This is a genomic window from Corynebacterium sp. 2571A (assembly GCF_055700935.1).
The window spans coordinates 353,378-373,777 of sequence record NZ_JASTTE010000003.1; the positions used below are offsets into that span (position 1 = coordinate 353,378).

Below are 20,400 nucleotides of genomic sequence, written 5' to 3' on the forward strand. Positions count from 1 at the left end.
GCCCCAGCATAGGAAAAAAGACCAGTTGCCGGCGAAGAAAAATAACGTACTAAGATGGCACGCATGACTGCTGCGATGTATGACCTGATGGACTTCGATGAGGTCTTGGAAAAGTTTGAACCCGTCATGGGCATGGAAGTGCATGTCGAGTTGGACACCGAAACCAAGATGTTTTCCACCTCGGCCACCAATTTCAGCGCCGCCCCGAACAGCAACGTGGACCCGGTGTCCCTGGGGCTGCCGGGCGCGCTGCCGGTCGTCAACGCCAAGGGCGTGGAATGGGCCATCAAGATTGGGCTGGCGCTGAACTGCTCCATCGCGGAGTCCTCCCGGTTCGCCCGGAAGAACTACTTCTACCCGGACCAGCCGAAGAACTACCAGATCTCCCAGTACGACGAGCCCATCGCTTACGACGGCTACCTGGACGTCCAGCTCGAGGACGGCACCGAGTGGCGCGTGGAGATCGAGCGCGCCCACATGGAGGAAGACACCGGCAAGCTGACCCACCTGGGCGGCGCCGACGGCCGCATCCACGGCGCGACGAAGTCCCTGGTGGACTGCAACCGCGCCGGCATCCCGCTGATTGAGATCGTCACCAAGCCGATCATCGGCGCCGGCGAGCGCGCCCCCGAGGTCGCCAAGGCCTACGTCTCCGCCCTGCGCGACCTGGTGGCCGCCCTGGGGGTTTCCGATGCCCGCATGGACCAGGGCTCCATGCGCGTGGACTCCAACCTGTCCCTGCGCCCCATCGGCCAGGAGGAGTTCGGCACCCGCACCGAGACCAAGAACATCAACTCCCTGAAATCCGTCGAGCAGGCCGTGCGTTTCGAAATGCAGCGCCAGGCCCAGGTCATCGAGGACGGCGGCGAGATCGTCCAGGAGACCCGCCACTACCAGGAAGCCGACGGCACCACCTCTAAGGGCCGCCCCAAGGAGACCGCGGAGGACTACCGCTACTTCAACGACCCGGACCTGCCGCCGGTCATCGCCCCGCGCGAATGGGTCGAAGAAATCCGCGCCACGCTGCCGGAGCTGCCGTGGGTCCGCCGCGCCCGGATCCAGAAGGAGTGGGGCCTGACGGACGAGGAGATGCGCGACCTGGTCAACGCCGGCGCCCTCGACCTCATCGTGGACACCGTCGAGGCCGGCGCCCCAGCTTCCGATGCCCGCTCCTGGTGGGTCGCCTACCTCTCCGGCAAGGCCAACGAGGCCGGCGTGGCGCTGGCCGAGCTGTCGATTACCCCGCAGCAGGTCGCCCGCGTGTGCGCCCTGGTGGCCGAGGGCAAGCTGACCACCAAGCTGGCCCGCCAGGCCGTCGACGGCGTGCTGGCCGGCGAGGGTGACGTCGACGAGGTCGTCGCCGCGCGTGGCCTCGAGGTCGTCCGCGACGACGGCGCCATCGAGAAGGCCGTCGACGACGCCCTGGCCGCCAACCCGGACATCGTGGAGAAGTACCGCGCCGGCAACAAGAAGGTCACCGGCGCCATCGTGGGCGCGGTCATGAAAGCCACCCAGGGCAAGGCCGACCCGGGCCAGGTCAACAAGTTGATTGCCGAAAAGCTCAACTAGACCGCACAGCGGTCTGCCAGGACCCGCGGATGTTATTAAAATGATATCCGCGGGTCTGTGGCGTATTTGGCGGCCTTTCCTGCCGAAAGGGCCGGCTAAACGTTAGGTGTCTCACAGGTAGGGGTGAACTGGCTGCACCGCACACGGGGTGGTTGGTGCTGGTGCGTTATGCTCTTTAAACGACAGCGCGCGCCACTTCGCTGCGCCAGAGGTCGAGTTGCATGCTTGCTCCCTCGGGCCGCGGCGGGCACAGGCTGGCCGGGCCCGCCAAGTTCTTTGGCTGGGCCCCTAGCCGCCGGTGCGCGCTTGAGACTTGAGAATTGTCTAGCAGAACTAGGAAAGTTGTGTCTATTACCAAATCAATGAGCATCGCCTTGGCCTTCGTCGGCCTGCTGGTTGGCGCCGGCTTCGCGACGGGCCAGGAGATCGTGCAATACTTCACCTCCTTCGGCGCCAACGGCGTGTGGGGCATCATCGTCGCCGGCATCATCATGACGCTGGCCGGCACCGTCTTCTTGCAGCTGGGCAGCTACTTCCACGCCGCGGAGCACAACACCGTCTTCCGCCGCGTGACCCACCCGATTGTCTCCAAGCTGCTAGACATCGCCGTGGTCATCACGCTGTTCGCCATCGGCTTCGTGATGCTCGCCGGCGCCGGCTCCAACATGGAGCAGCAGTTCGGCTGGCCGGCCTGGGTCGGCTCCCTGCTGATGCTTGTCCTCGTGCTGGTCTGCGGCATGTTGGACGTCGACAAGGTCTCTAAGGTCATCGGCGCGCTGACCCCGACCATCATCATCGCGGTCATCCTGGTTTTCATCTACACGCTGTGTAACATGCCCGATAACGTCAGCTTGGCGATGGAGCACTCCTCCCAGATTGACTCTCCCATTGGCAACTGGCTGGTTTCCGCCCTCAACTACAACGGCCTGGCCCTGATGCTGGCCGTGTCCATGTCCCTGGTTATCGGCGGCGACAACATCAGCCCGCGCGAGGCCGGCTTGGGTGGCATCATCGGCGGTGTCATCTACTTCATCATGATGGGCATGGCGGGCTTCTCCCTGCTGTTGAACGCCGACAAGATCGGTGACTCCGACATCCCGATGCTGATGCTCGTCGACGAGATGGGCTCCGTGCTGGGCGGCATCATGGCCGTCATCATCTACCTGATGATTTTCAACACCGCCATCGGCATGTTCTACGCGCTGGGCAAGCGCCTGTCCGCGGGCCACGAGGGCCGCTACCGCGTCATCTTCGTCGCGGGCTGCCTGGCCGGCTTCGCGGTCTCGTTTGCCGGCTTCAAGACCCTGATGAACTACGTCTACCCGGTCATCGGCTACATGGGCATCGTCATGGTGGCCATCCTGGTCTTCGCCTGGTTCCGCAGCCAGTCCCAGATCAAGGACGAGGGCGTGCGCCGCGAGCGCATCCGTGCCCTGCTGCACCTGAAGCTGCACCCGGATAAGGAATACGACGCCGCGCGCTACGACGACGAGATTGGCCAGCAGCTGGTCGACTCCAATCTGGAGCGCGAGGAGCTCTACAACGACATCGTCGAGGAGGTCACCGGCGACCTCGACAGCGACGAGGAAGTCGACTTCGACCTCGAGGACTACGACGAAAAGCGCAACGACGTCAGCTACTACACCGAGCGCGACAACGTTGAGGAAGGCCGCTCCGAGGAAGAAATCAAGCAGTGGATCGAGGAAACCGGCGCTTCCGGGGACCCCGAGGCCGACGATGCCGAGACCACCGGCACCGACGCTTCTGCTCGCGAGCAGAAGAACTAGCTAGATGACCTATTGGCCCCGCGGAGACGTACTCTCCGGCGGGGCTTTTAGTGCATCAGGAGCTTGATGGTCAGGCCAATCATGATGCAACCGATGGCGAAGTTAATGACCCGCCAGACCTTCGGCTGCGCCAGAACGTCGGAGAACTTGGCCGCGCCGTAGCCGATGGTGGGGAACCAGACCAGGCTGGCGCAGATGGCGCCGGCGGCGAAGAGCCAGCGGTCGTCGGGGCCGTACTGGTTGGCGACCCCGCCCAGCATGACCAGCACGTCGACGTAGGCGGCCGGGTTGAGCCAGCAGATGGCCACGGCCGCCAGGGCGGGCTTGAGCCAGGTCTTTTCCTCCATCTTGCGGCGGATGACGCGGCGGGTCTTCGTCGCTACGGTGGCCACGCCGCCACGGGAATCGGGGGATTGGCCGAAGGATTCGATCTCCTCGGTCTTGTTGGGTGTCGCGTCGGCGTCCAGGGCCTTGCCGTCGGGGGTGAGGGCGTCGCGGAAGCACAGGAACGTGAAATAGGCCAGGTAGGCCGCGCCCGCGTATTTGAGGATGGTCAGCGCCCAGGGGAAGCGGTCGACCAGGAAGCCGACGCCGGCGGTGCCGCCGAGGATCATGATGATGTCGCTGGCCGCGCAGATAGCTATCACCACGCCGATAGCGTGGCGGCGGATGCCCTGTTTCAGCAGGAGGGCATTCTGGGGTCCGATGGCGACGATGAGGGAGATACCCAGGGCAAAACCGGCTACGATGATCGACATATCTCTAGTGTGCCGCCGGGAACAAGTGAAGTCTAGTTAATCAGACTAAATCTAGTTAAGCTATGCTTCATGAACCCGCTTCATCTGGAAACCATGCTGGCAATTGTGGACGAAGGCAGCTTCGACGGCGCCGCCCGAGTGTTAGGGGTATCACCCTCCGCCGTCAGCCAGCGCGTCAAGGCCTTGGAGACCAGCACCGGCCGCGTCCTGCTGCGCCGCTCGACCCCCGTGATGGCCACCGATGCCGGCGAAGTCCTCGTCCAAGCCGCCCGCCGCATGGCCCTCGTCCAGGCCGAGACCAACGCCCGCCTGCAAAAACGGCTGGCCCGCGTGCCCCTGTCCGTGGCCGTCAACGCCGACTCCCTGGCGACCTGGTTCCGCCCAGTGCTGGAGGACGTGGCTGACGGGGGCAAGGCATCGTTGCGCCTGCTCATCGAGGACGAGGCCCGCACGCTGGCGATGCTGAGGCGCGGCGACGTCCTCGGCGCGGTAACCCGCGAGGAGCTGCCGGTCAGCGGCTGCGAGTCGACATACCTGGGCAAGCAGAGGCTGGTGGCGGTGGCGGCGCCGGGGCTGGCGCGGCGGCATCGGACGGCGGAGGGCATGTCGTGGACGCAGATGCCGGTGGTGATGTACGGCCCGCACGACCAAGTGCTCGACGACGCTATGCAAGAGCGCTTCATCGACTCGCATGTTATCCGGGCCAATATCTCGGAGATCCCGTCGGCGGAGGGCTACGTCGAGGCCGTCCGCGCGGGCCTGGGCTGGGGTCTGGTGGCCGAGGCCCAGGCGCGGCCGCTGCTCGACAGCGGGCAAGTCGTGCTGCTCGACGGCGACCCGCTGGACGTCGATCTGTACTGGCAGCGCTGGCGGCTTGAATCCGAGGTGCTCGAGGAGCTGACGGACTCCGTCGTGCGCGCCGCCGGGGAGGGGCTAGTTGCCTAGCGCGGCTTAGTCGAAGAGCTCTTCCTGGAAGGGCTCCGGGTTCTTGAGCTCTTCGCCCTTCGGCAGGGCGCCGGGCAGCGTGGTGCCCTCGGCGAAGGGGCTGCCGCCGAAGCGGTCGCGGTCGTGCGGCTGGGCCAGCCAGGACATGTCCGGGCCGACCGGGACGACCTGGGTGGGGTTTACTTCCTTGTGCACGATGAAATAGTGCTGCTTGATCTCGGTGAAGTCGGTGGTGTCGCCGAAGCCCGGGATCTGGAAAAGCTCCTGCAGGTAGCCCCGGATGTTCGGCAGTTCGGAGGTCTTGTGGCGGGAACACTTGAAGTGGGAGTAGTAGACCGGATCGAAGCGCACCAGCGAGACGAAGAGGCGGATGTCGGTCTCGGTGAGGTGCTCGCCGACCAGGTAGCGCTGCTGGCCCAGGCGCTCTTCGACCCAGTCGAGGGCCTCCCAGAGGTCCGCGTAGGCCTTTTCGTAGGCCTCCTGGCTGCCGGCGAAACCGCAGCGGTAGACGCCGTTGTTGATGTTGCGGAAGATGTAATCGTTGAGCTCGTCGATTTCGGCGGCGTGCTCGGCGGGGTAGAGGTTAGGGGCGCCGGCGCGGTGGAAGTCGGTCCACTCGGTGATGAAGTCGCGCACGATGGAGTTGTAGTCGTTCGTCACGACCTTGCCGCTGGCCACCTCCACGATGGCCGGCACCGTGATCCCGCGCGGGTAATCGGGGAAGCGGGCGAAGTAGGCGTCCTGCAGGCGGGGGATACGCAGGACCGGGTCGACGCCGTCGGGATCCAGGTCGAAGGTCCAGGAGCGCACGTCGTGGGTCGGTCCCGCCAGGCCCAGCGAAAGGGTGTCTTCCAGGCCCATCAGGCGGCGCGTGATGACGGAGCGGTGTGCCCACGGGCAGGCGCGGGCGGCGATGAGCCGGTAGCGGTCGGGGGCCATCGGCCAGCTGACGGTGCCGTCGTCGTTGTTGCGGCGCTCGGTGAGTCCGGCGACGAAGCGGTCGGTGATGTAGTTGGTGTCGCGGACGAATTCGCCGTCGGGGGAGGCGTTGTGCGGGTCGCCGGCCCAGTCTTGGTTCTTGTCGGTCATGGTTCCTCCTAGGTCTTGGCTAACACCCTAGTGTACCCAAAAGCGTGACGCGTCAACAAAGGTGGAAGGGTCTCGATTTGCACACGATGTTGCGGCGCGCCGAGGGCGGTGGTCCGCGCGGACGCTCAGCTGGCCTAAGTTGGCAGGTATGACCCAGAACAACAAGCCAGATAACGCCCGTGACCTAGGCGATGACTTTGACGACGTTCCCACCTACACTGGGCTCTCCCAGTCTTCCGGCCAGGGCACCGCGCGTCCCCTAAAGCGCGACGATGCCCCGGAGACCACCGAGTTCGGCCAGGCCGCCAAGCCGGGCGAGAAGGCCGAGTCCGCCGGGGCTGGCGCCCCGAGCAAGCCCGCGCCGAAGCGCAGCTCCCTCTTCGAGCGCGCCGGCCGCGCCCAGCCGCAGAACATCGAGCCGCGCGCTGCCGCCGCCGAGCCGGAAGCAGAGGACGCCGCCGGGGTCTCGGCGGAAGGCAACGAGGCCGAGACCACCGCCTTTAGCGCCTCGGGTGCGCCGGCCGCCGCGGCGGACCCGACGGTCCAGCTCGACCGCGGGGCCCGCGAGCCTCGCGACGCCCGTGGCTCTCGCGAGTCTGAGACCTATGCCGATCGCGACTTCGCCGAGCGCCGCGCCGACGAACCCGCCACCCGGTACCAGCCGGCCGCCGCGCCGCAGGAGACCATGGCGCTGGATCCGAACGATTCGGGCTACGCCGCGACCTCCCAGGCCCCGGCCGGCGAGCAGTACGATGCCGACGGCCAGCCCGTCTACGCCGGCACCACCGATGCCTCCTATGCTCCCGACGCGGCCGAGGCCCCGGAGGCTTCCGAAACCGCCGCTACTGCCAAGCGCGGCACCATAGACTTTGGCCTGCTGCTGGTCCGCCTCGGCTTGGGTGTCTACCTCATTCTGGCGGGCCTGCGTCCGCTGCTGCAGCTGGGCAATTCCGCCGGCCTGAGCGAGGTCACCGAGCAGTTCGCCGGCTACCCGTGGGCTGACATTCTGGGAGTTGGCGTCCCGGTCGCGCAGTTGGTCGCTGGCGCCTTCCTGGTCTTGGGCCTGTTGACGCCGGTCGCCGCGATGCTCGCAACCGTCGTCACCGGCTTTACCGCTCTGCACGCCCTCGCCGTCTCTGGGGCCGGGCTCAACGTCTTTAACTGGCCGGAATCGGTGTGGCTGTCGGTCGTGTTGTTCGTTATCGCTCTGGGTGTCCAGTTCACCGGCCCGGGCGTTATCTCGCTGGACTTCGGCCGCTCGTGGGCGCGTCGTCCGCTGGCGTCCTCGTGGGTCTTCATCGTTCTGGGCTTGGTCGCCCTGGGGGCCATCTGGTGGTTCGGCGCAGGGCTAAACCCGCTGAACTAGCCTAAGTGCACGCCGATTAGGCACGCCGAGTAGGCGCTACGGAGTAGATTCCGTGGCGCCTTTTCGCGTGTTTAGACTGGGATTGCTCCTTGTGGCCCGGCAGTCGTGGGGTTCGGCTGGCCTTGTTCCTTGTGGCGGCCTCTCTCGGCTGGCCCCCGTGTCAGCCGCCGCTCCAGGGTGGGTCCCAGGTGACTTTGCCGTGTCTTCGGTTGACCCTCCCGTGTCTGGGGTAGGCGGGGTCGTCGTCGTTCCAGGAGTTGTGGAACTCGCACAACAAGGTCAGGTTTTCTTGGTTGGTTTCACCACCGCCTGCCCAGGGGTGGATGTGGTGGACCTGGCACTCATCCGCCGGTTTCCTACAGTTCGGCCAGGCGCAGGTGGTGGTCTCGGCTTTGGCCATGTCTTTCTGCTTCGGTGAGGCATGCCGTTGGTAGCGGTATTGGTTGACCGGCCCGCGCCTCGGGTCCACCAGGGTGGCCAGGCCCGCATCTAGCAGGCATTGGCGGACGTAGTCGGCACCGGTCATGGTGGTGCCGCTGCTTAGCTGCACGGTGATGTCCTCCCCGTCGCCGGCAAGGATGCGCACCCAGTCGGGAAGGGAGATCACCACGTGCGTGGTCTTGGGTTGTTTTTCTAGCCCGCCGCTGAACAAGGCTTCCACGTCGGGGATGGTCTTGATTGATGCCCAGAGGTTTTCTACCAGCTGCGGGTCCCCGGTAATGGAGAAGGTGCTGGGGCCGTCTTTGCGGCGGGTCACGCGCACGCCTTCGGCGGGTGGTGCCGGGCGGTTGAGTTCCAAGACCTTTTGGTTGGCAAGCCGGCGGAGTTGTTTGGTGGTGCCGGGGGTGTTGCACAGTTCGATGAGCATGGCCCAGGCCTCGCCCTGGTGGCGTACCCGGCGGAAGGCGTTGTCCAGGACTAGCAGGGTGTCGAGGTGGTGTCCGGATTCGGCGGCGGCTCGGCGGGCGGCGGCTTGCTTGCGCGTATAGGACGTTTTCCCGAAGAAGGTTTGGCACGCGCGAAAGTGCGCGGCGGCGGCGACGTCGGACATGACAGCCTTCAAAGCGGGCAGGCTGAGCTGGCGGCACAGGTCCAAATACTGGATCCCGTCCGCGAAGATGGCGTGCGCTGCTGTGAGTGTGTCCATGGCTGTCGTTGTCATGACTCACACGCTAGAAGCACAGATCAACCCCTACAAGGGCCGAAAACCCGATCTGTGGATAACTCGGGGCAATCTAACCATCCTGTACGGGCCCCGAAAGAGGAGAAAATGCCCGTTTTTGCGGCGCCACCTGCCCAAAGGCCGAAAAATGGAGCAACGTGCCCAAGTAGGCATCGTTAGGCAAATTTAGGCAGAAAGAGGCCCCCGCGGGCGGGAATCTGTGGACAACTCCCGCCGCGGCTGCTTCAGCGCGCAGTAGGCGTACAGGGCGCCCGCGATGACAATCAGCCACACGAAGTCACTGACGAGGAACTTCTGCATGGAGTTGAGCCCGTAGACGTCGATGTCGTCGCCGAACCACCACTTGGGTGGCACAGTCAGCATAAGGAAGATCCAAGCGGCTACCACGGCGATAAGGCTGCCGGCGACCCAGGTCTGGTGCCGCCACGACCACGCGCGGTAGGCCAGCACCGGCAGGATGAGCGTCAGCCAGACCCAGTGGTGCGACCAGGAAACCGGGGAGATGAGCAGCATAATGACGGCGGCGGTGAGGGCGGCATCGATGTCCAGGCCGCGGCGGAAGAGACCGCGCATGAGCCAGGCGCCAGCCCCGACGATGACCAGGACCCCGATAAGCCAGGCCACGTTGAGGAGGGTACTGTGGGCCTCGGTGGCCTCGGCGGAGCTGAATGCGCGCTCGAGCACGCCCTTCCACGAGCTGTTGGACTGGTAGGCGGTGCCAACACCGAAATCATTGCCGGAGCCCATGGCCAGCATCTTGCCGAAGAAGAACTCCACGAAGACGTCCCAGCGTACGGCCGCGGCCAAGGCAGTGGCGATGACGCCGGAGACGACGGCGGTGATAATCGGCCTGACCTCTTTGCGCACCAGGAAATACAGCAACATGGCGGCCGGGGTCAGTTTAATGGCGGCCGCGAGCCCGATGAGCCAGCCTTGCGGCAGGTAGCGCTTGCGCGGTACGAGGTCGAAAACCACCAAGGCCATGACGACCATGTTCACCTGCGCGAAGCCGTTGTTGAGCTCGACGGGCTCGAAGCCCAGCAGCACGGCCCAGACCACGCAGACGATGGCCAGGAGGTTGCGGCGCGCCATCGCCGGCAGGATGGCTCGGGCGACGAAAAAGATACACGCGAGCAACAGCACGTCGGAGAGCACGATCATGATGTCGCCGGCCAGGTCGTCGCTCATCCAGTCGAAGGCGGCCAGCGGCGCCATTACGAGGGCGCCGAAGGGCGGGTAGATAAACGGCAGGGCGATGTCGCCGGCGTACATCGGCTCCGAATAGACCTCGCCGCCGGACAGGAAGGCCTTGACCCCCTCGCGGTAGATGATCATGTCGACGGGGAAGTCGGTGATCAGGGTATGGGCGATCATTTTGCCCACGCCGCCGAGTAGACCGGCGGCGATGAGCAGGTAGGCCAGAAGCGGCGGGACGCGGCGTTGGGTAGTCACCCCGGAGAGTTTAGGCCACTTGCCCGCGCCCCGGGGCGATCGACGTGGCCTAGTGGACGTGGCCGTCCACCACCCGCACGGCGCCGCGGTCGGCGGAGGTCGCCAGGGCGGCGTACGCGCGCAGCGCCTTGGTCACCGGCCGGTTGCGGTCCACCGGGGTGAACGGGTGCTCGCGCTCCAGCTGGGCGGCGCGGCGGCGGGCCAGCTCGTCGTCGGCGACGGCCAGATCCAGGCGGCGGGCGCGCACGTCGATGTGGATGGTGTCGCCGTTTTCGATGAGCCCGATGAGCCCGCCGTGCGCGGCCTCGGGCGAGATGTGCCCGATGGACAGCCCCGAGGTGCCGCCGGAGAAGCGCCCGTCGGTGATCAGCGCGCACTTCTTGCCCAGCCCGGCGCCCTTGAGGAAGGACGTCGGGTGGAGCATCTCCTGCATGCCGGGGCCGCCGGCGGGTCCTTCGTAGCGGATGACCAGGACCTCGCCGGCCTGGACCTCCTTGTTGAGGATGGCGGAAACGGCCTGCTCCTGGGACTCGACCACGCGGGCCGGGCCGCTGAAGGTCCACAGCTCCTCCTCGACGCCGGCGGCCTTGATGACGGCCCCGTCGGGGGCCAGGTTGCCGCGCAGGACCACGAGTCCGCCGTCGGCGGAGTAGGCGTGCTCGGCGGAGTGGATGCAGCCGTCCTTTTGATCGGTATCCAGTGAGGACCAGCGGTTCGACGTGGAAAACGGCTCGGTCGTGCGCACCCCGCCGGGCGCGGCGTAGAACAGGTCCTCGGCGGCCGGGATATGGGCCCCGCCGCGGATGTCCCAGTCGTCGAGCCACTGGTTGGCGTCGTCGTAGCAGACGGTGTGCACGGAGGTGTCGAGGTGGCCGGCGCGGCGCAGCTCGCCCAGGATGGCGGGGATGCCGCCGGCGCGGTGGACGTCCTCGATGTGCCACACGCCGTTCGGCGCGACCTTGGACAGGCAGGGCACGCGGTCGGAGATGGCCTCGATGTCGCGCAGGTCGAAGTCGACGTCGCCCTCCTGGGCGGCCGCCAGCGTGTGGAGGATCGTGTTGGTGGACCCGCCCATGGCCATGTCCAGCGCCAGGGCGTTGGTGAATGCGGCCTTGCTAGCGATGCTCCGCGGCAGCATCCGGTCGTCTTCCTCCCCGTAGTAGCGCTGGCATAGCTCGACGATTATCTCGCCGGCCTGCTCGAACAGGCGCCGGCGCTGGGCGTGGGTGGCCAGGGTGGTGCCGTTGCCGGGCAGGGCCAGGCCCAGGGCCTCGGTCAGGCAGTTCATGGAGTTGGCCGTGAACATGCCGGAGCAGGAACCACAGGTGGGGCAGGCGGATTCTTCGACGGTGGTCAGGGCGGCGTCGGAAACCGCGTCGGAGGCCGAGGCCGTGATCGCGGTGATGAGGTCGGTGGGCTGGTGGGCCACGCCGTCGACGACCACGGCCTTGCCGGCCTCCATCGGCCCGCCGGAGACGAAGATGGTGGGGATGTTCAGGCGCAGCGCGGCGTTGAGCATGCCCGGGGTGATCTTGTCGCAGTTGGAGATGCAGACCAGGGCGTCGGCGGTGTGCGCGTTGACCATGTACTCGATGGAGTCGGAGATGATCTCGCGGCTGGGCAGCGAGTAGAGCATGCCGGAGTGGCCCATGGCGATGCCGTCGTCGACGGCGATGGTGTTGAATTCCTTGGGCACGCCTCCGGCGGCGCGCACGGACTCGGCGACGATGTCACCGACGTTTTTCAGGTGCACGTGGCCGGGAACGAACTGGGTGAAGGAGTTGGCGATGGCCACGATGGGCTTGCCGAAGTCGTTTTCGCCGGTGCCGGTCGCGCGCCAGAGGGCGCGGGCTCCGGCGGCTTGCCGGCCAACGGTGGTGGTTTTTGAGCGCAGCGGGTACATGGGGGTCTAAAGCCTTGACCTTTCTACAGGCACACGGGGATATCAGGAAAGAAGAGGCAAAGCCGTACCGCCAGCGCGGATGGGGTGGCCGCGCGCCTAGTTGGGGTTCGAGTCGGTATGGGTGGCCGAGTCGCCCTCGGTGGCTTGGTAGGCAGCATACTCTTCCTTGGACATGAGAACCTGCTGCCCGTCGCGGTGGATGACCACGACCTTGTCGTCGGCGGCCTTTTTACCTGCGCTGAGCGCGTCCGGGATGCGCCCGCGGGAGGCCCGCGCCAGGTCGGGGAGTGAATTAAAGGTTACCCCCGGAAGGTTGAATTTCTTGCCCTGCCGGGTGGCGGCGAAGGTGTGGGCCCACTTGAATCCGATGCCCGCGAAGTCCTCCCACGGCAGGTGGGCGTCCCTGCGGAAGCCGTAGCGGATGGCGATGCCGTCCTCGCTCACCGTCGTGCGCGCCCGCAGCACCCACCACAAAGCCAGCGCGGGGATGATGAGCAGCCAGCCCAAAACCAACGGCTTCCAGGAGATGATGAGTACCGCGATGGCGGTGAGCAGGACGATGGCGAGCAGGTTGGTGCGCTCGGGCCGGAAGACCGTGGTGTGCCCGGCCGGGGATTTGGGGGCTGTACGGGCGCGATTTTTATTCGGCGTCTCCGGGCGGGCCGGGCGGTTGGTGCGGGAGGGTCGGCGCTGCGGTGTGCTCATGGCTATCCATGCTAGTGGACGGGGCTTAGCGTGCGAAAACTCCCGACACGTTTCATTGTATGGTCAAATATCCCGGATTTAATTTCAGGCAATGAGATAACCCCGGCTAGGGGTAAAGGGCTTGTGGCGAAAATCCGGCTGTGTATGATGCAGTTCATGATCATTATTCGACTTCAGCTAGTACTCGTACCCGAGCGGCGCTCGCCGTAGCGGCTAACTGTTGTCGTATACGTCAAGCGCCCTCGACGCGGAACCACCAGAGGCAGGTTCCCGCCGGGGGCTTTGTCGTATCGGCAGACCCTGGCCGGCAATGATCATCGCCTCGCACCCAGGAGGTGGTAGCCGACATGAAATACCCACAACAACCACTAAGAACAACGACAGACAACGCATAAATCGAAGGAGCGAATCTACCGTGGCAGCTTCACCCACTCCCACGCCCGCTTCCGTGGCCGCCCGAACCGGCACTCCTGTTCGTGAGAGGCTCACCGGAGCCCAGGCTATTGTCCGCACGCTAGAGGATCTCGGAACTGAGCTGGTCTTCGGCATCCCGGGTGGCGCTGTGCTCCCGTTGTACGACGCGCTGGCCCACTCGACACGCCTGCGCCACGTGCTCACCCGGCACGAGCAAGGCGCCGGGCATGCGGCCGAGGGCTTCGCCCAGGCCTCCGGGCAGGTAGGGGTGTGCATCGCTACCTCCGGCCCGGGCGCGACCAACCTGGTCACCCCGCTGGCCGACGCCATGCTGGACTCCGTGCCGGTGGTCGCCATCACCGGCCAGGTCGGATCCAACCTGTTGGGCACCGACGCCTTCCAGGAGGCGGATATCCGCGGCATCACGATGCCGATCACTAAGCACAACTTCATCGTCGCCACGCCCGAGGAAATCCCCGGGGCTATCGCCGCCGCCTTCCACTTGGCGTCGACGGGTCGCCCGGGCCCCGTGCTGGTCGACATCCCGAAGGACGTGCAAAACGGCACGCTGGACTACACCGCCCCGACGCGCCTGGAGCTGCCCGGCTACAAGCCGGTCACGCGTCCGCACGCGCGCCAGATCAACCAGGCGGTCGAGCTGATTGCTGCCTCCCGCAAGCCGGTGCTCTACATCGGCGGCGGGGTCATCAAGGCCAACGCCGAAAAGGAGCTGCGGGAATTCGCCGAGTTCACCGGCATCCCCGTGGTGACCACGCTGATGGCGCTGGGCGCGTTCCCGGAGTCGCACCCGCAGCACCTGGGCATGCCCGGCATGCACGGCACGGTGCCGGCGGTCGCGGCCATGCAGCGCTCCGACCTGCTGATCGCCATCGGCGCCCGGTTCGATGACCGGGTGACGGGCGATACGGCATCGTTCGCGCCTGGGGCCCGCGTTATCCATGCGGACGTGGATCCGGCCGAGATCGGGAAGAACCGCGAGGTGGATATTCCCATCGTGGGCGATGCCCGCGAGGTCCTCCACCAGCTGCTGCGGGGGTTCCAGGGCCCGCGCCAGCCCCAGCTGCCCGAGCTGGACCGCTGGCGGGCTTACCTGGACGACCTGTGCGAGCGCTACCCGCGCGGGTGGGAGCCGACCACGGACGGCCTGCTCAACCCGCAGTTCGTGCTGGAGCAGTTGAGCAAGCTGGCCGGCCCGGAGGCTATCTATTGCTCCGGGGTGGGCCAGCACCAGATGTGGGCCGCGCAGTTCATCGACTTCGAGCGTCCGCGCAGCTGGATCAACTCCGGCGGCGCCGGGACGATGGGCTATGCGGTGCCCGCCGCGCTGGGAGCCAAGGCCGCCAACCCGGACCGCGAGGTCTGGGCCATCGACGGCGACGGCTGCTTCCAGATGACCAACCAGGAGCTGACGACCGCGGCTATTGACGGCTTTCCCATCAAGGTGGCGGTCATCAACAACGGCAACTTGGGCATGGTGCGCCAGTGGCAGACGCTGTTTTTCGGCGGCAACTACTCGCACACCAAGCTGCGCGAGGCAGCCACCTTCCTGCCGGACTTCGTGCAGCTGTCCCAGGCGCTGGGTTGCGAGGCCATCCGGGTTACCTGCGAGGAGGAAGTCGCCCCGGCCATCGAGCGGGCCCGTGCTATCAACGACCGCCCGGTCGTCATCGACTTCATTGTCGGCGAGGACGCCCAGGTCTGGCCGATGGTCGGCGGCGGGGCATCGAACGAGGAAATCCAGTACGCCCAGGGGCTGCGGCCCCTGTTCGCGGAAGAGTCCAGTAAGGACTTGGACGCGACCGGAAAGGAGAGCTAACCATGGCAGCAACCGATGTCACCCGGCACACGCTGTCGGTGCTCGTCCAAGACGGGGAGGGGATCATCTCCCGCGTGGCGGGGATGTTTACCCGCCGCGGCTATTCCATTATCTCTTTCGTCTCGGCGCGCACGGAGACCGAAGGCATTAACCGCCTGACCATCGTGGCGGATGCCAACGAGATTGTGATTGAGCAGATCACTAAGCAGCTCAACAAGCTCATCCCGGTCATCAAGGTCGTCGAGCTGGAGGAGGATTCCTCGGTCGCGCGGGCCATCATGCTGGTCAAGGTCGCGGCTGACAATGCGAACCGGCCCCAGGTGGTCGACGCGGTCAACATCTTCCGCGCCCGCGTGGTCGATGTGGCTCCCGAGTCGGTTGTCGTCGAGGCCACCGGCACCCCCGGCAAGCTCCAAGCCTTGCTGGACGTGTTGGAACCGTTCGGCGTGCGCGAGCTAGTGCAATCTGGACACGTGGCGCTCTCGCGCGGCCCCAAGGCGATGGCCCCACCCAAATAAACGAATAATCACCTTGGCCGTTTAGGCCACCGTTTTCCACCCACCAACAATAAGGAAAGAAAGTAGGTTTATACCTCATGGCAATCCAGACCTTCTACGACGACGATGCCGATCTGTCCATCATCCAGGGCCGGAAGGTAGCCGTCATCGGCTACGGCTCCCAGGGCCATGCCCACGCCCAGAACCTGCGCGAGTCCGGCGTCGAGGTCACCATCGGCCTGCGCGACGGCAGCAAGTCCGCGGAAAAGGCCGAGGAGGCCGGTTTCCGGGTCACCTCCGTCGCCGAGGCCGCCGAGTGGGCCGACCTGGTCATGCTGCTGGCGCCGGATACCTCCCAGAAGGAGATCTACGACAACCAGATCGCGCCGCACCTGCAGGACGGCGACGCCCTCTTCTTCGGCCACGGCCTGAACATCCACTTCCACCTGATCGAGCCGGCCGACAACATCACCGTCGGCATGGTCGCCCCGAAGGGCCCGGGCCACCTGGTGCGCCGCCAGTTCCTGGACGGCAAGGGCGTTCCCTGCCTGATCGCCGTCGAGCAGGACCCGAAGGGCAACGGCCAGGATCTGGCCCTGTCCTACGCGGCCGCCATCGGTGGCGCCCGCGCCGGCGTCATCCCGACCACCTTCGAGGCCGAGACCGTCACCGACCTCTTCGGCGAGCAGGCCGTCCTGTGCGGCGGCGCGGAGTTCCTCATCAAGACCGGCTTCGAGGTCCTGGTGGAGGCCGGCTATGAGCCGGAGATGGCCTACTTCGAGGTCCTGCACGAGATGAAGCTCATCGTGGACCTGATGTTCGAGGGCGGCATCGCCAACATGAACTACTCGGTCTCTGATACCGCGGAGTTCGGCGGCTACCTGTCCGGCCCGCGCGTCATCGACGAGGGCACCAAGCAGCGCATGCGCGAGATCCTGTCCGATATCCAGGATGGAACCTTTACCAAGCGCCTGATCGCCAACGTCGAGGGCGGCAACAAGGAGCTGGAGGGCCTGCGCCAGGAGTTCGCCGACCACCAGATTGAAAAGACCGGCGCGCAGCTGCGCGACCTGATGAGCTGGGTCAAGGTCGAACTGCACTAAACCCCCTGGTAGTCGGGGTATCACACGGCCCTAAGCCGCGGTGATCCCCCGCCGATCCCCCTTCCGATCGTCGATTCAATCGCCGCGCTAACCCGGTCCCGCGCGCCCGCCACAACGTGGGTGTACGTCTTTAGCGTCTCCGTGGGCGAGCCGTGGCCGGCAACCTGGGCAACATCCTGGATTGGGACCCCGGCGGTAATTAATGAAGAAATGAAGAAATGCCGGAGGGCGTGGAAGTGGACCCGTGGCGCGGATTCATGCACCGCGGCGCGTTTTACTTTCGCCGCTAGCGCTCCAGTCCTCACCGGATTCCCTAGGCTTGAAAGAAAAATCAGTTCGTCCCCGCCACGGTCGGCGACGAGCCGCGTACATAAGTCGCGCGCGGGCCCGGCTATCGGGATATCCCGGCGGCCCGCCGGCGTTTTAAGCTCTACGCGCCGGCGCGGCAGCTCTTTCCCCAGTTGCTTCCGTACCCGGATAACTCCGCGGTCAACGTCAATTTCCCGGCCTTGCAACCCGGCCAGTTCTGAAATCCTCATACCTGTATAAGCGGCTAGCGTCATCATATCGGCCAAAACGGGGTCCGGCTCCTGGACGGCGCGCTCGCCGGGCCGCCGCGGATTGTCGTACTTGGCCCCGCCGGCGCGTACCCGGTCAATCACGGTTTTAATCTCTTCCATAGTGGGTATATCGTCCGGTTCAACGCCTGTTTTTCCACGCGGAACTTTAACCGGGTTGCTAGTGATATACCCGGATTCAACCGCCCATTTCATCGCCGTACGTAAGTGTCTGACGCACCTGCGCGCGGTGGATTCCGCAAGACCGGTATCGCGGGGGCTAATCCACGGCCGGCCGGAAAGGAGCTGGGAATGCCACTGGGTAACCGCTGCCGCCGTAATTTCCCGCGCCGGCCAATCCACTAGCGGAACCAAATTATGGGTCAGCGTATGGCGGTAAAGCTGTAGGCTGGCTGGCCTAAGCGGGCGGGAATAAAGCCAACCCCGGTAAATATCTCCAACGGTCATTTTTTCGAAATCTCCCGGCAAAAGCCGCCCCAGCCGGCGCTCCCGCTCCCGTTCGTCAACATAAATTTTGGCTTCCCGCCGCGTGTCAAAACTTTTCGAGCGCTGCTTTCCATTAGGCTCCCTCCACCGTGCAATCCAGCGGACGGCCCCACTAGCGGTTGTTCTTTTTTGTACTGCCAATTCTGGTATCCTTGTTCATGTGATCCTGTTAGGGTTCACGCGCTTGTACCCCGCTGCCGCGGACAACGGCGGGGTTGTTGGGCATTTACTCCGCTATCGGCCCCTACCTGGGTAGACTCCACCGGGTAGGGGCCTTTCTCCTATTTAGCGGCCGCCTTATGACGGCGCCATATAGGTATCTCGTTCATGGCCTTAAACCTTCCGATCCCGCCGTGTAGATCCACCGGGTAAATCACCAAAAGGCGCTGAAGTACAACCTGCGGGATATCCCCGCCGCCGGCAATCCACGTTCCTACCCAATCCGCTACGGTGGCTAGGATCTCCCGGTGCCGCGGCGCCGTGGGAGGGATCGTTACCTCAACTTCCAAAGACCGGCCGTTTTTCGCTAGCCGGATTTCACGGATTCTCGCTACGGCGGATAGTCCGCCGCCGGCAATCTCCATATATCGGGATTGGCCGCGAATCTGATTCTGTATCCAGCACTCCGCCTGCCTATGCTCGTTCTCGTTCATGCCGCCAACCTTTCTTTCTCTAGAAAGACGGTAAGTAGGTGTTCGGATACCTCAAGTGCGTACGCGGCAGGGGATAGGTGCCCGCCGTGTAGGTGAAATGCGGCTTCCACGTCAACGCCGGATAAAAGTAGGCGGGCGGCGTATTCATCCGCGCGTTTTTCTTGCCGAGCTGCCAATACCGGATCGTCTACTTTCCTATCCTGGTAGTGGGCGTGCCCCAATTCGTGGGCTAGAGTGCTTCGGTACTGCGCGACGGGAAGACCCCGGCGGATACTGATAGCCCGCGCGCTTGGCGAAAACCAGCCCTTCGGGCCGCCGTTGTGCTCCCGGACCTCAAGGCCGGCGCCGGCGGCGATATCGAGCAGCCTATTCAATGTAATCATCGGGAATCCCGCCGCCTTCCTCTCTCGATTCATCTGCAACCGCGTCAATGGGAACTTCGGTGTCGTAGTCACCGCGGCGGGCAGCCAATTCGTCAAGAGGGGTCTCTAGCGCCCCGCCGTTCGGCAGGCGGGACAGGCGCGAAAGGATTTCTTCGGCCAGTTCATCTTCGCTAGCGGCCCGCAACGCAGCTTTGATATCCGGCCTGTAGGCCCAGTGTTCCTCCACGATGTCCCAGTCGATAAGTGCGCGCAGGGGGTTGTAGTCGTAGGCCGCAGCGATTTTCACGATATTCCCGATAGACATGCTTCCCGCGGCTAGCTGATTTTGCACGGTCCGCTTGGGGACGCCGGCTTTTCCGGCCATGTCCTGGGCGGCGGCGCCGCCGGTGATTTTGTCAATCCATTCATGTAGGTCCATGCCAAAAATTCTAGTCTATAGACACGGCACGCGCAAATCTTGCGCCATACGTGACCAGCGCGTTTATATAATCCGCGTGTCTATGGTTGCGTTAATGCACTAGCGGTGCAATAATGGCGTTATCGCGCCAAAACGGCGCGTCGAAAAAGGAAAGGAAACGCCGTGTACCGCTTAAAGCCTGAAATTTTAGATAAGGCGCGTGAAATCTGCGGTATAGCCAGCGATGAAAAGCTAGCCGCGCGGCTTGGAATGACCGGTAGCTCGATCCGCAACCTCCGCAAGGGTCGGACCTCGCCGTCAATCGCAACGCTAATAAAAATCCGCAGCCTAACCGGCCTCCCGCTGGACTCCATGATTTACGCGCTGAACGAAAAACAAGCAGCGTAACCCGGAAGGGAACAACGCTGGTTCGACTCCAGCGCCGGGTACTACGGAACCCCCAAGGGGATCCGCGTGTTGTGTGAAAAATTCATAGTGTAATGCGCCCGTGATATGGCCAAAACGGCTTTTACGCCCTGGACTGGCACCTCAGGGCAGGAACGGCGGCGCGCGTAATAAATCCCAGCTTCCGCGTGTTGGTCACGCCCGTGAAGTCCTTATCGTCTATCGCGATCGGGGGTATTACACCACGGTCCGGGTTCAATCCCCGGCGGAAGCACCAGGGGCGGCGGCTAACCGGTACCCGGCCCGCCTTGTCCAACCGGCAAGCAAACCACTACGGCGGAATTCGCACGATCCGCTTGGCGCGCTGTCGCCGTCCCTCCCACTGGAACATGACGAAACCCCGCCGGCCGGTGTCTGCACTACGCCGAGCCGCGGGGCTTGTTTCTTAACTACCAACAGAAGAAAGGAAATGATTTTCCCAGATGAAGTCTAGCAAAACATATTCCTTGCTGGAAACGGCAAACATCCTAGGCGTGTCAAAAACCGCCCTGGCACGGGCCGTACGCGAAAACCCGGAGAGCGTTTCCCAGCTCCACCCCATCACAATCGGCGGCCGGGAAGCCCGCGCCGGCCGGATCGTATTCCCAAAATCTGTAATCGAACGATTGGTAAACCCCGATGTACCCGCATAAATACGACTACCTTCTGGGAGCGGTGTTCGGCAGCGCCCTAGCACTAGGAATAGTGATCGCCCTATGACCCCTCAAGAAATATCCAACCAGCTATCCCCAATCATGGCCGCAACCTTGCTTTACGTAGCCGCCGGCCGGCGCGTAACAAACCAGCAACGCCTACTTGAATTATCGGCCCGTGATTTGGTCGAACTCGAA

Annotated in this window: 18 protein-coding genes; 8 read left to right on the top strand and 10 right to left on the bottom strand. The window is 64.6% G+C overall.

From position 1 onward, the window contains the following. Window positions 1-63: 63 nt before the first annotated feature. Together gatB and QQS53_RS08045 are read left to right on the top strand one after the other, a co-directional pair. Window positions 64-1,569 carry an Asp-tRNA(Asn)/Glu-tRNA(Gln) amidotransferase subunit GatB gene (gatB, locus tag QQS53_RS08040; protein ID WP_472775468.1) on the top strand — a complete coding sequence of 502 codons (1,506 nt, stop codon included), beginning with the start codon at window positions 64-66 and terminating at the stop codon, window positions 1,567-1,569. Window positions 1,570-1,931: 362 nt separating this feature from the next. After that, window positions 1,932-3,356: a YkvI family membrane protein gene (locus QQS53_RS08045; RefSeq protein ID WP_472775339.1), complete on the top strand. Its 1,425-nt coding sequence runs from the start codon at window positions 1,932-1,934 to the stop codon at window positions 3,354-3,356. 47 nt (window positions 3,357-3,403) lie between these two features. Here the strand turns inward: QQS53_RS08045 and QQS53_RS08050 are convergent, their stop codons facing one another. Then, a complete protein-coding gene (locus QQS53_RS08050; protein WP_472775340.1) occupies window positions 3,404-4,114 on the bottom strand; it encodes a LysE/ArgO family amino acid transporter in 711 nt (236 codons plus the stop codon). A gap of 69 nt (window positions 4,115-4,183) precedes the next feature. Between QQS53_RS08050 and QQS53_RS08055 the strand changes: the two genes are divergently transcribed. Further along, window positions 4,184-5,059, top strand: coding sequence for a LysR family transcriptional regulator ArgP (locus QQS53_RS08055; protein ID WP_472775341.1), 876 nt, complete (start codon window positions 4,184-4,186; stop codon window positions 5,057-5,059). A gap of 6 nt (window positions 5,060-5,065) precedes the next feature. Here the strand turns inward: QQS53_RS08055 and QQS53_RS08060 are convergent, their stop codons facing one another. Then, on the bottom strand, window positions 5,066-6,148 hold the full coding sequence (locus QQS53_RS08060; protein ID WP_472775342.1) for a glutathione S-transferase family protein: 1,083 nt from the start codon (window positions 6,146-6,148) through the stop codon (window positions 5,066-5,068). Window positions 6,149-6,296: 148 nt separating this feature from the next. Here QQS53_RS08060 and QQS53_RS08065 point away from each other — a divergent pair, with 148 nt between their 5' ends. Further along, a complete protein-coding gene (locus QQS53_RS08065) occupies window positions 6,297-7,514 on the top strand; it encodes a DoxX family protein (protein WP_472775343.1) in 1,218 nt (405 codons plus the stop codon). 160 nt (window positions 7,515-7,674) lie between these two features. Here the strand turns inward: QQS53_RS08065 and QQS53_RS08070 are convergent, their stop codons facing one another. The 4 genes from QQS53_RS08070 to QQS53_RS08085 form a co-directional block, all read right to left on the bottom strand. Further along, on the bottom strand, window positions 7,675-8,676 hold the full coding sequence (locus QQS53_RS08070) for an HNH endonuclease signature motif containing protein (RefSeq protein ID WP_472775344.1): 1,002 nt from the start codon (window positions 8,674-8,676) through the stop codon (window positions 7,675-7,677). A gap of 186 nt (window positions 8,677-8,862) precedes the next feature. After that, entirely contained in the window at window positions 8,863-10,149 is a 1,287-nt protein-coding gene (locus QQS53_RS08075; protein WP_472775345.1) for a glycosyltransferase family 87 protein, read from the bottom strand. 49 nt (window positions 10,150-10,198) lie between these two features. Further along, window positions 10,199-12,052, bottom strand: coding sequence for a dihydroxy-acid dehydratase (gene ilvD, locus QQS53_RS08080; RefSeq protein WP_472775346.1), 1,854 nt, complete (start codon window positions 12,050-12,052; stop codon window positions 10,199-10,201). Window positions 12,053-12,148: 96 nt separating this feature from the next. Next, window positions 12,149-12,757 (bottom strand): PH domain-containing protein, encoded by a 609-nt coding sequence (locus QQS53_RS08085; RefSeq protein ID WP_472775347.1) that lies wholly within the window; start codon window positions 12,755-12,757, stop codon window positions 12,149-12,151. A gap of 415 nt (window positions 12,758-13,172) precedes the next feature. Here QQS53_RS08085 and QQS53_RS08090 point away from each other — a divergent pair, with 415 nt between their 5' ends. The 3 genes from QQS53_RS08090 to ilvC all read left to right on the top strand — a co-directional run bounded on the left by QQS53_RS08090 (window position 13,173) and on the right by ilvC (window position 16,608). Then, entirely contained in the window at window positions 13,173-15,008 is a 1,836-nt protein-coding gene (locus QQS53_RS08090) for an acetolactate synthase large subunit (RefSeq protein ID WP_472775348.1), read from the top strand. Window positions 15,009-15,010: 2 nt separating this feature from the next. Beyond that, window positions 15,011-15,526, top strand: a complete 516-nt coding sequence (gene ilvN / locus QQS53_RS08095; RefSeq protein ID WP_070769661.1) for an acetolactate synthase small subunit — start codon at window positions 15,011-15,013, stop codon at window positions 15,524-15,526. A gap of 77 nt (window positions 15,527-15,603) precedes the next feature. Continuing rightward, the gene (gene ilvC, locus QQS53_RS08100; RefSeq protein WP_472775349.1) at window positions 15,604-16,608 is read left to right on the top strand and encodes a ketol-acid reductoisomerase; all 1,005 of its coding nucleotides are present in this window, start codon (window positions 15,604-15,606) and stop codon (window positions 16,606-16,608) included. Window positions 16,609-16,628: 20 nt separating this feature from the next. Here ilvC and QQS53_RS08105 read toward each other — a convergent pair whose 3' ends face one another. The 4 genes from QQS53_RS08105 to QQS53_RS08120 all read right to left on the bottom strand — a co-directional run bounded on the left by QQS53_RS08105 (window position 16,629) and on the right by QQS53_RS08120 (window position 19,126). After that, on the bottom strand, window positions 16,629-17,381 hold the full coding sequence (locus QQS53_RS08105; protein WP_472775350.1) for a tyrosine-type recombinase/integrase: 753 nt from the start codon (window positions 17,379-17,381) through the stop codon (window positions 16,629-16,631). Between the two features lie 572 nt (window positions 17,382-17,953). After that, on the bottom strand, window positions 17,954-18,325 hold the full coding sequence (locus QQS53_RS08110; protein WP_472775351.1) for a hypothetical protein: 372 nt from the start codon (window positions 18,323-18,325) through the stop codon (window positions 17,954-17,956). Next, on the bottom strand, window positions 18,322-18,741 hold the full coding sequence (locus QQS53_RS08115) for an ImmA/IrrE family metallo-endopeptidase (protein WP_472775469.1): 420 nt from the start codon (window positions 18,739-18,741) through the stop codon (window positions 18,322-18,324). Before QQS53_RS08115 ends, QQS53_RS08110 begins: the two co-directional genes overlap by 4 nt. Beyond that, the gene (locus QQS53_RS08120; protein WP_472775352.1) at window positions 18,692-19,126 is read right to left on the bottom strand and encodes a hypothetical protein; all 435 of its coding nucleotides are present in this window, start codon (window positions 19,124-19,126) and stop codon (window positions 18,692-18,694) included. The genes QQS53_RS08115 and QQS53_RS08120 overlap by 50 nt, the downstream gene beginning before the upstream one ends. Window positions 19,127-19,288: 162 nt before the next feature. On the opposite strand from QQS53_RS08120, the gene QQS53_RS08125 reads away from it, so the two are divergent. Further along, entirely contained in the window at window positions 19,289-19,513 is a 225-nt protein-coding gene (locus QQS53_RS08125; protein ID WP_472775353.1) for a helix-turn-helix domain-containing protein, read from the top strand. Window positions 19,514-20,400: the final 887 nt, after the last annotated feature.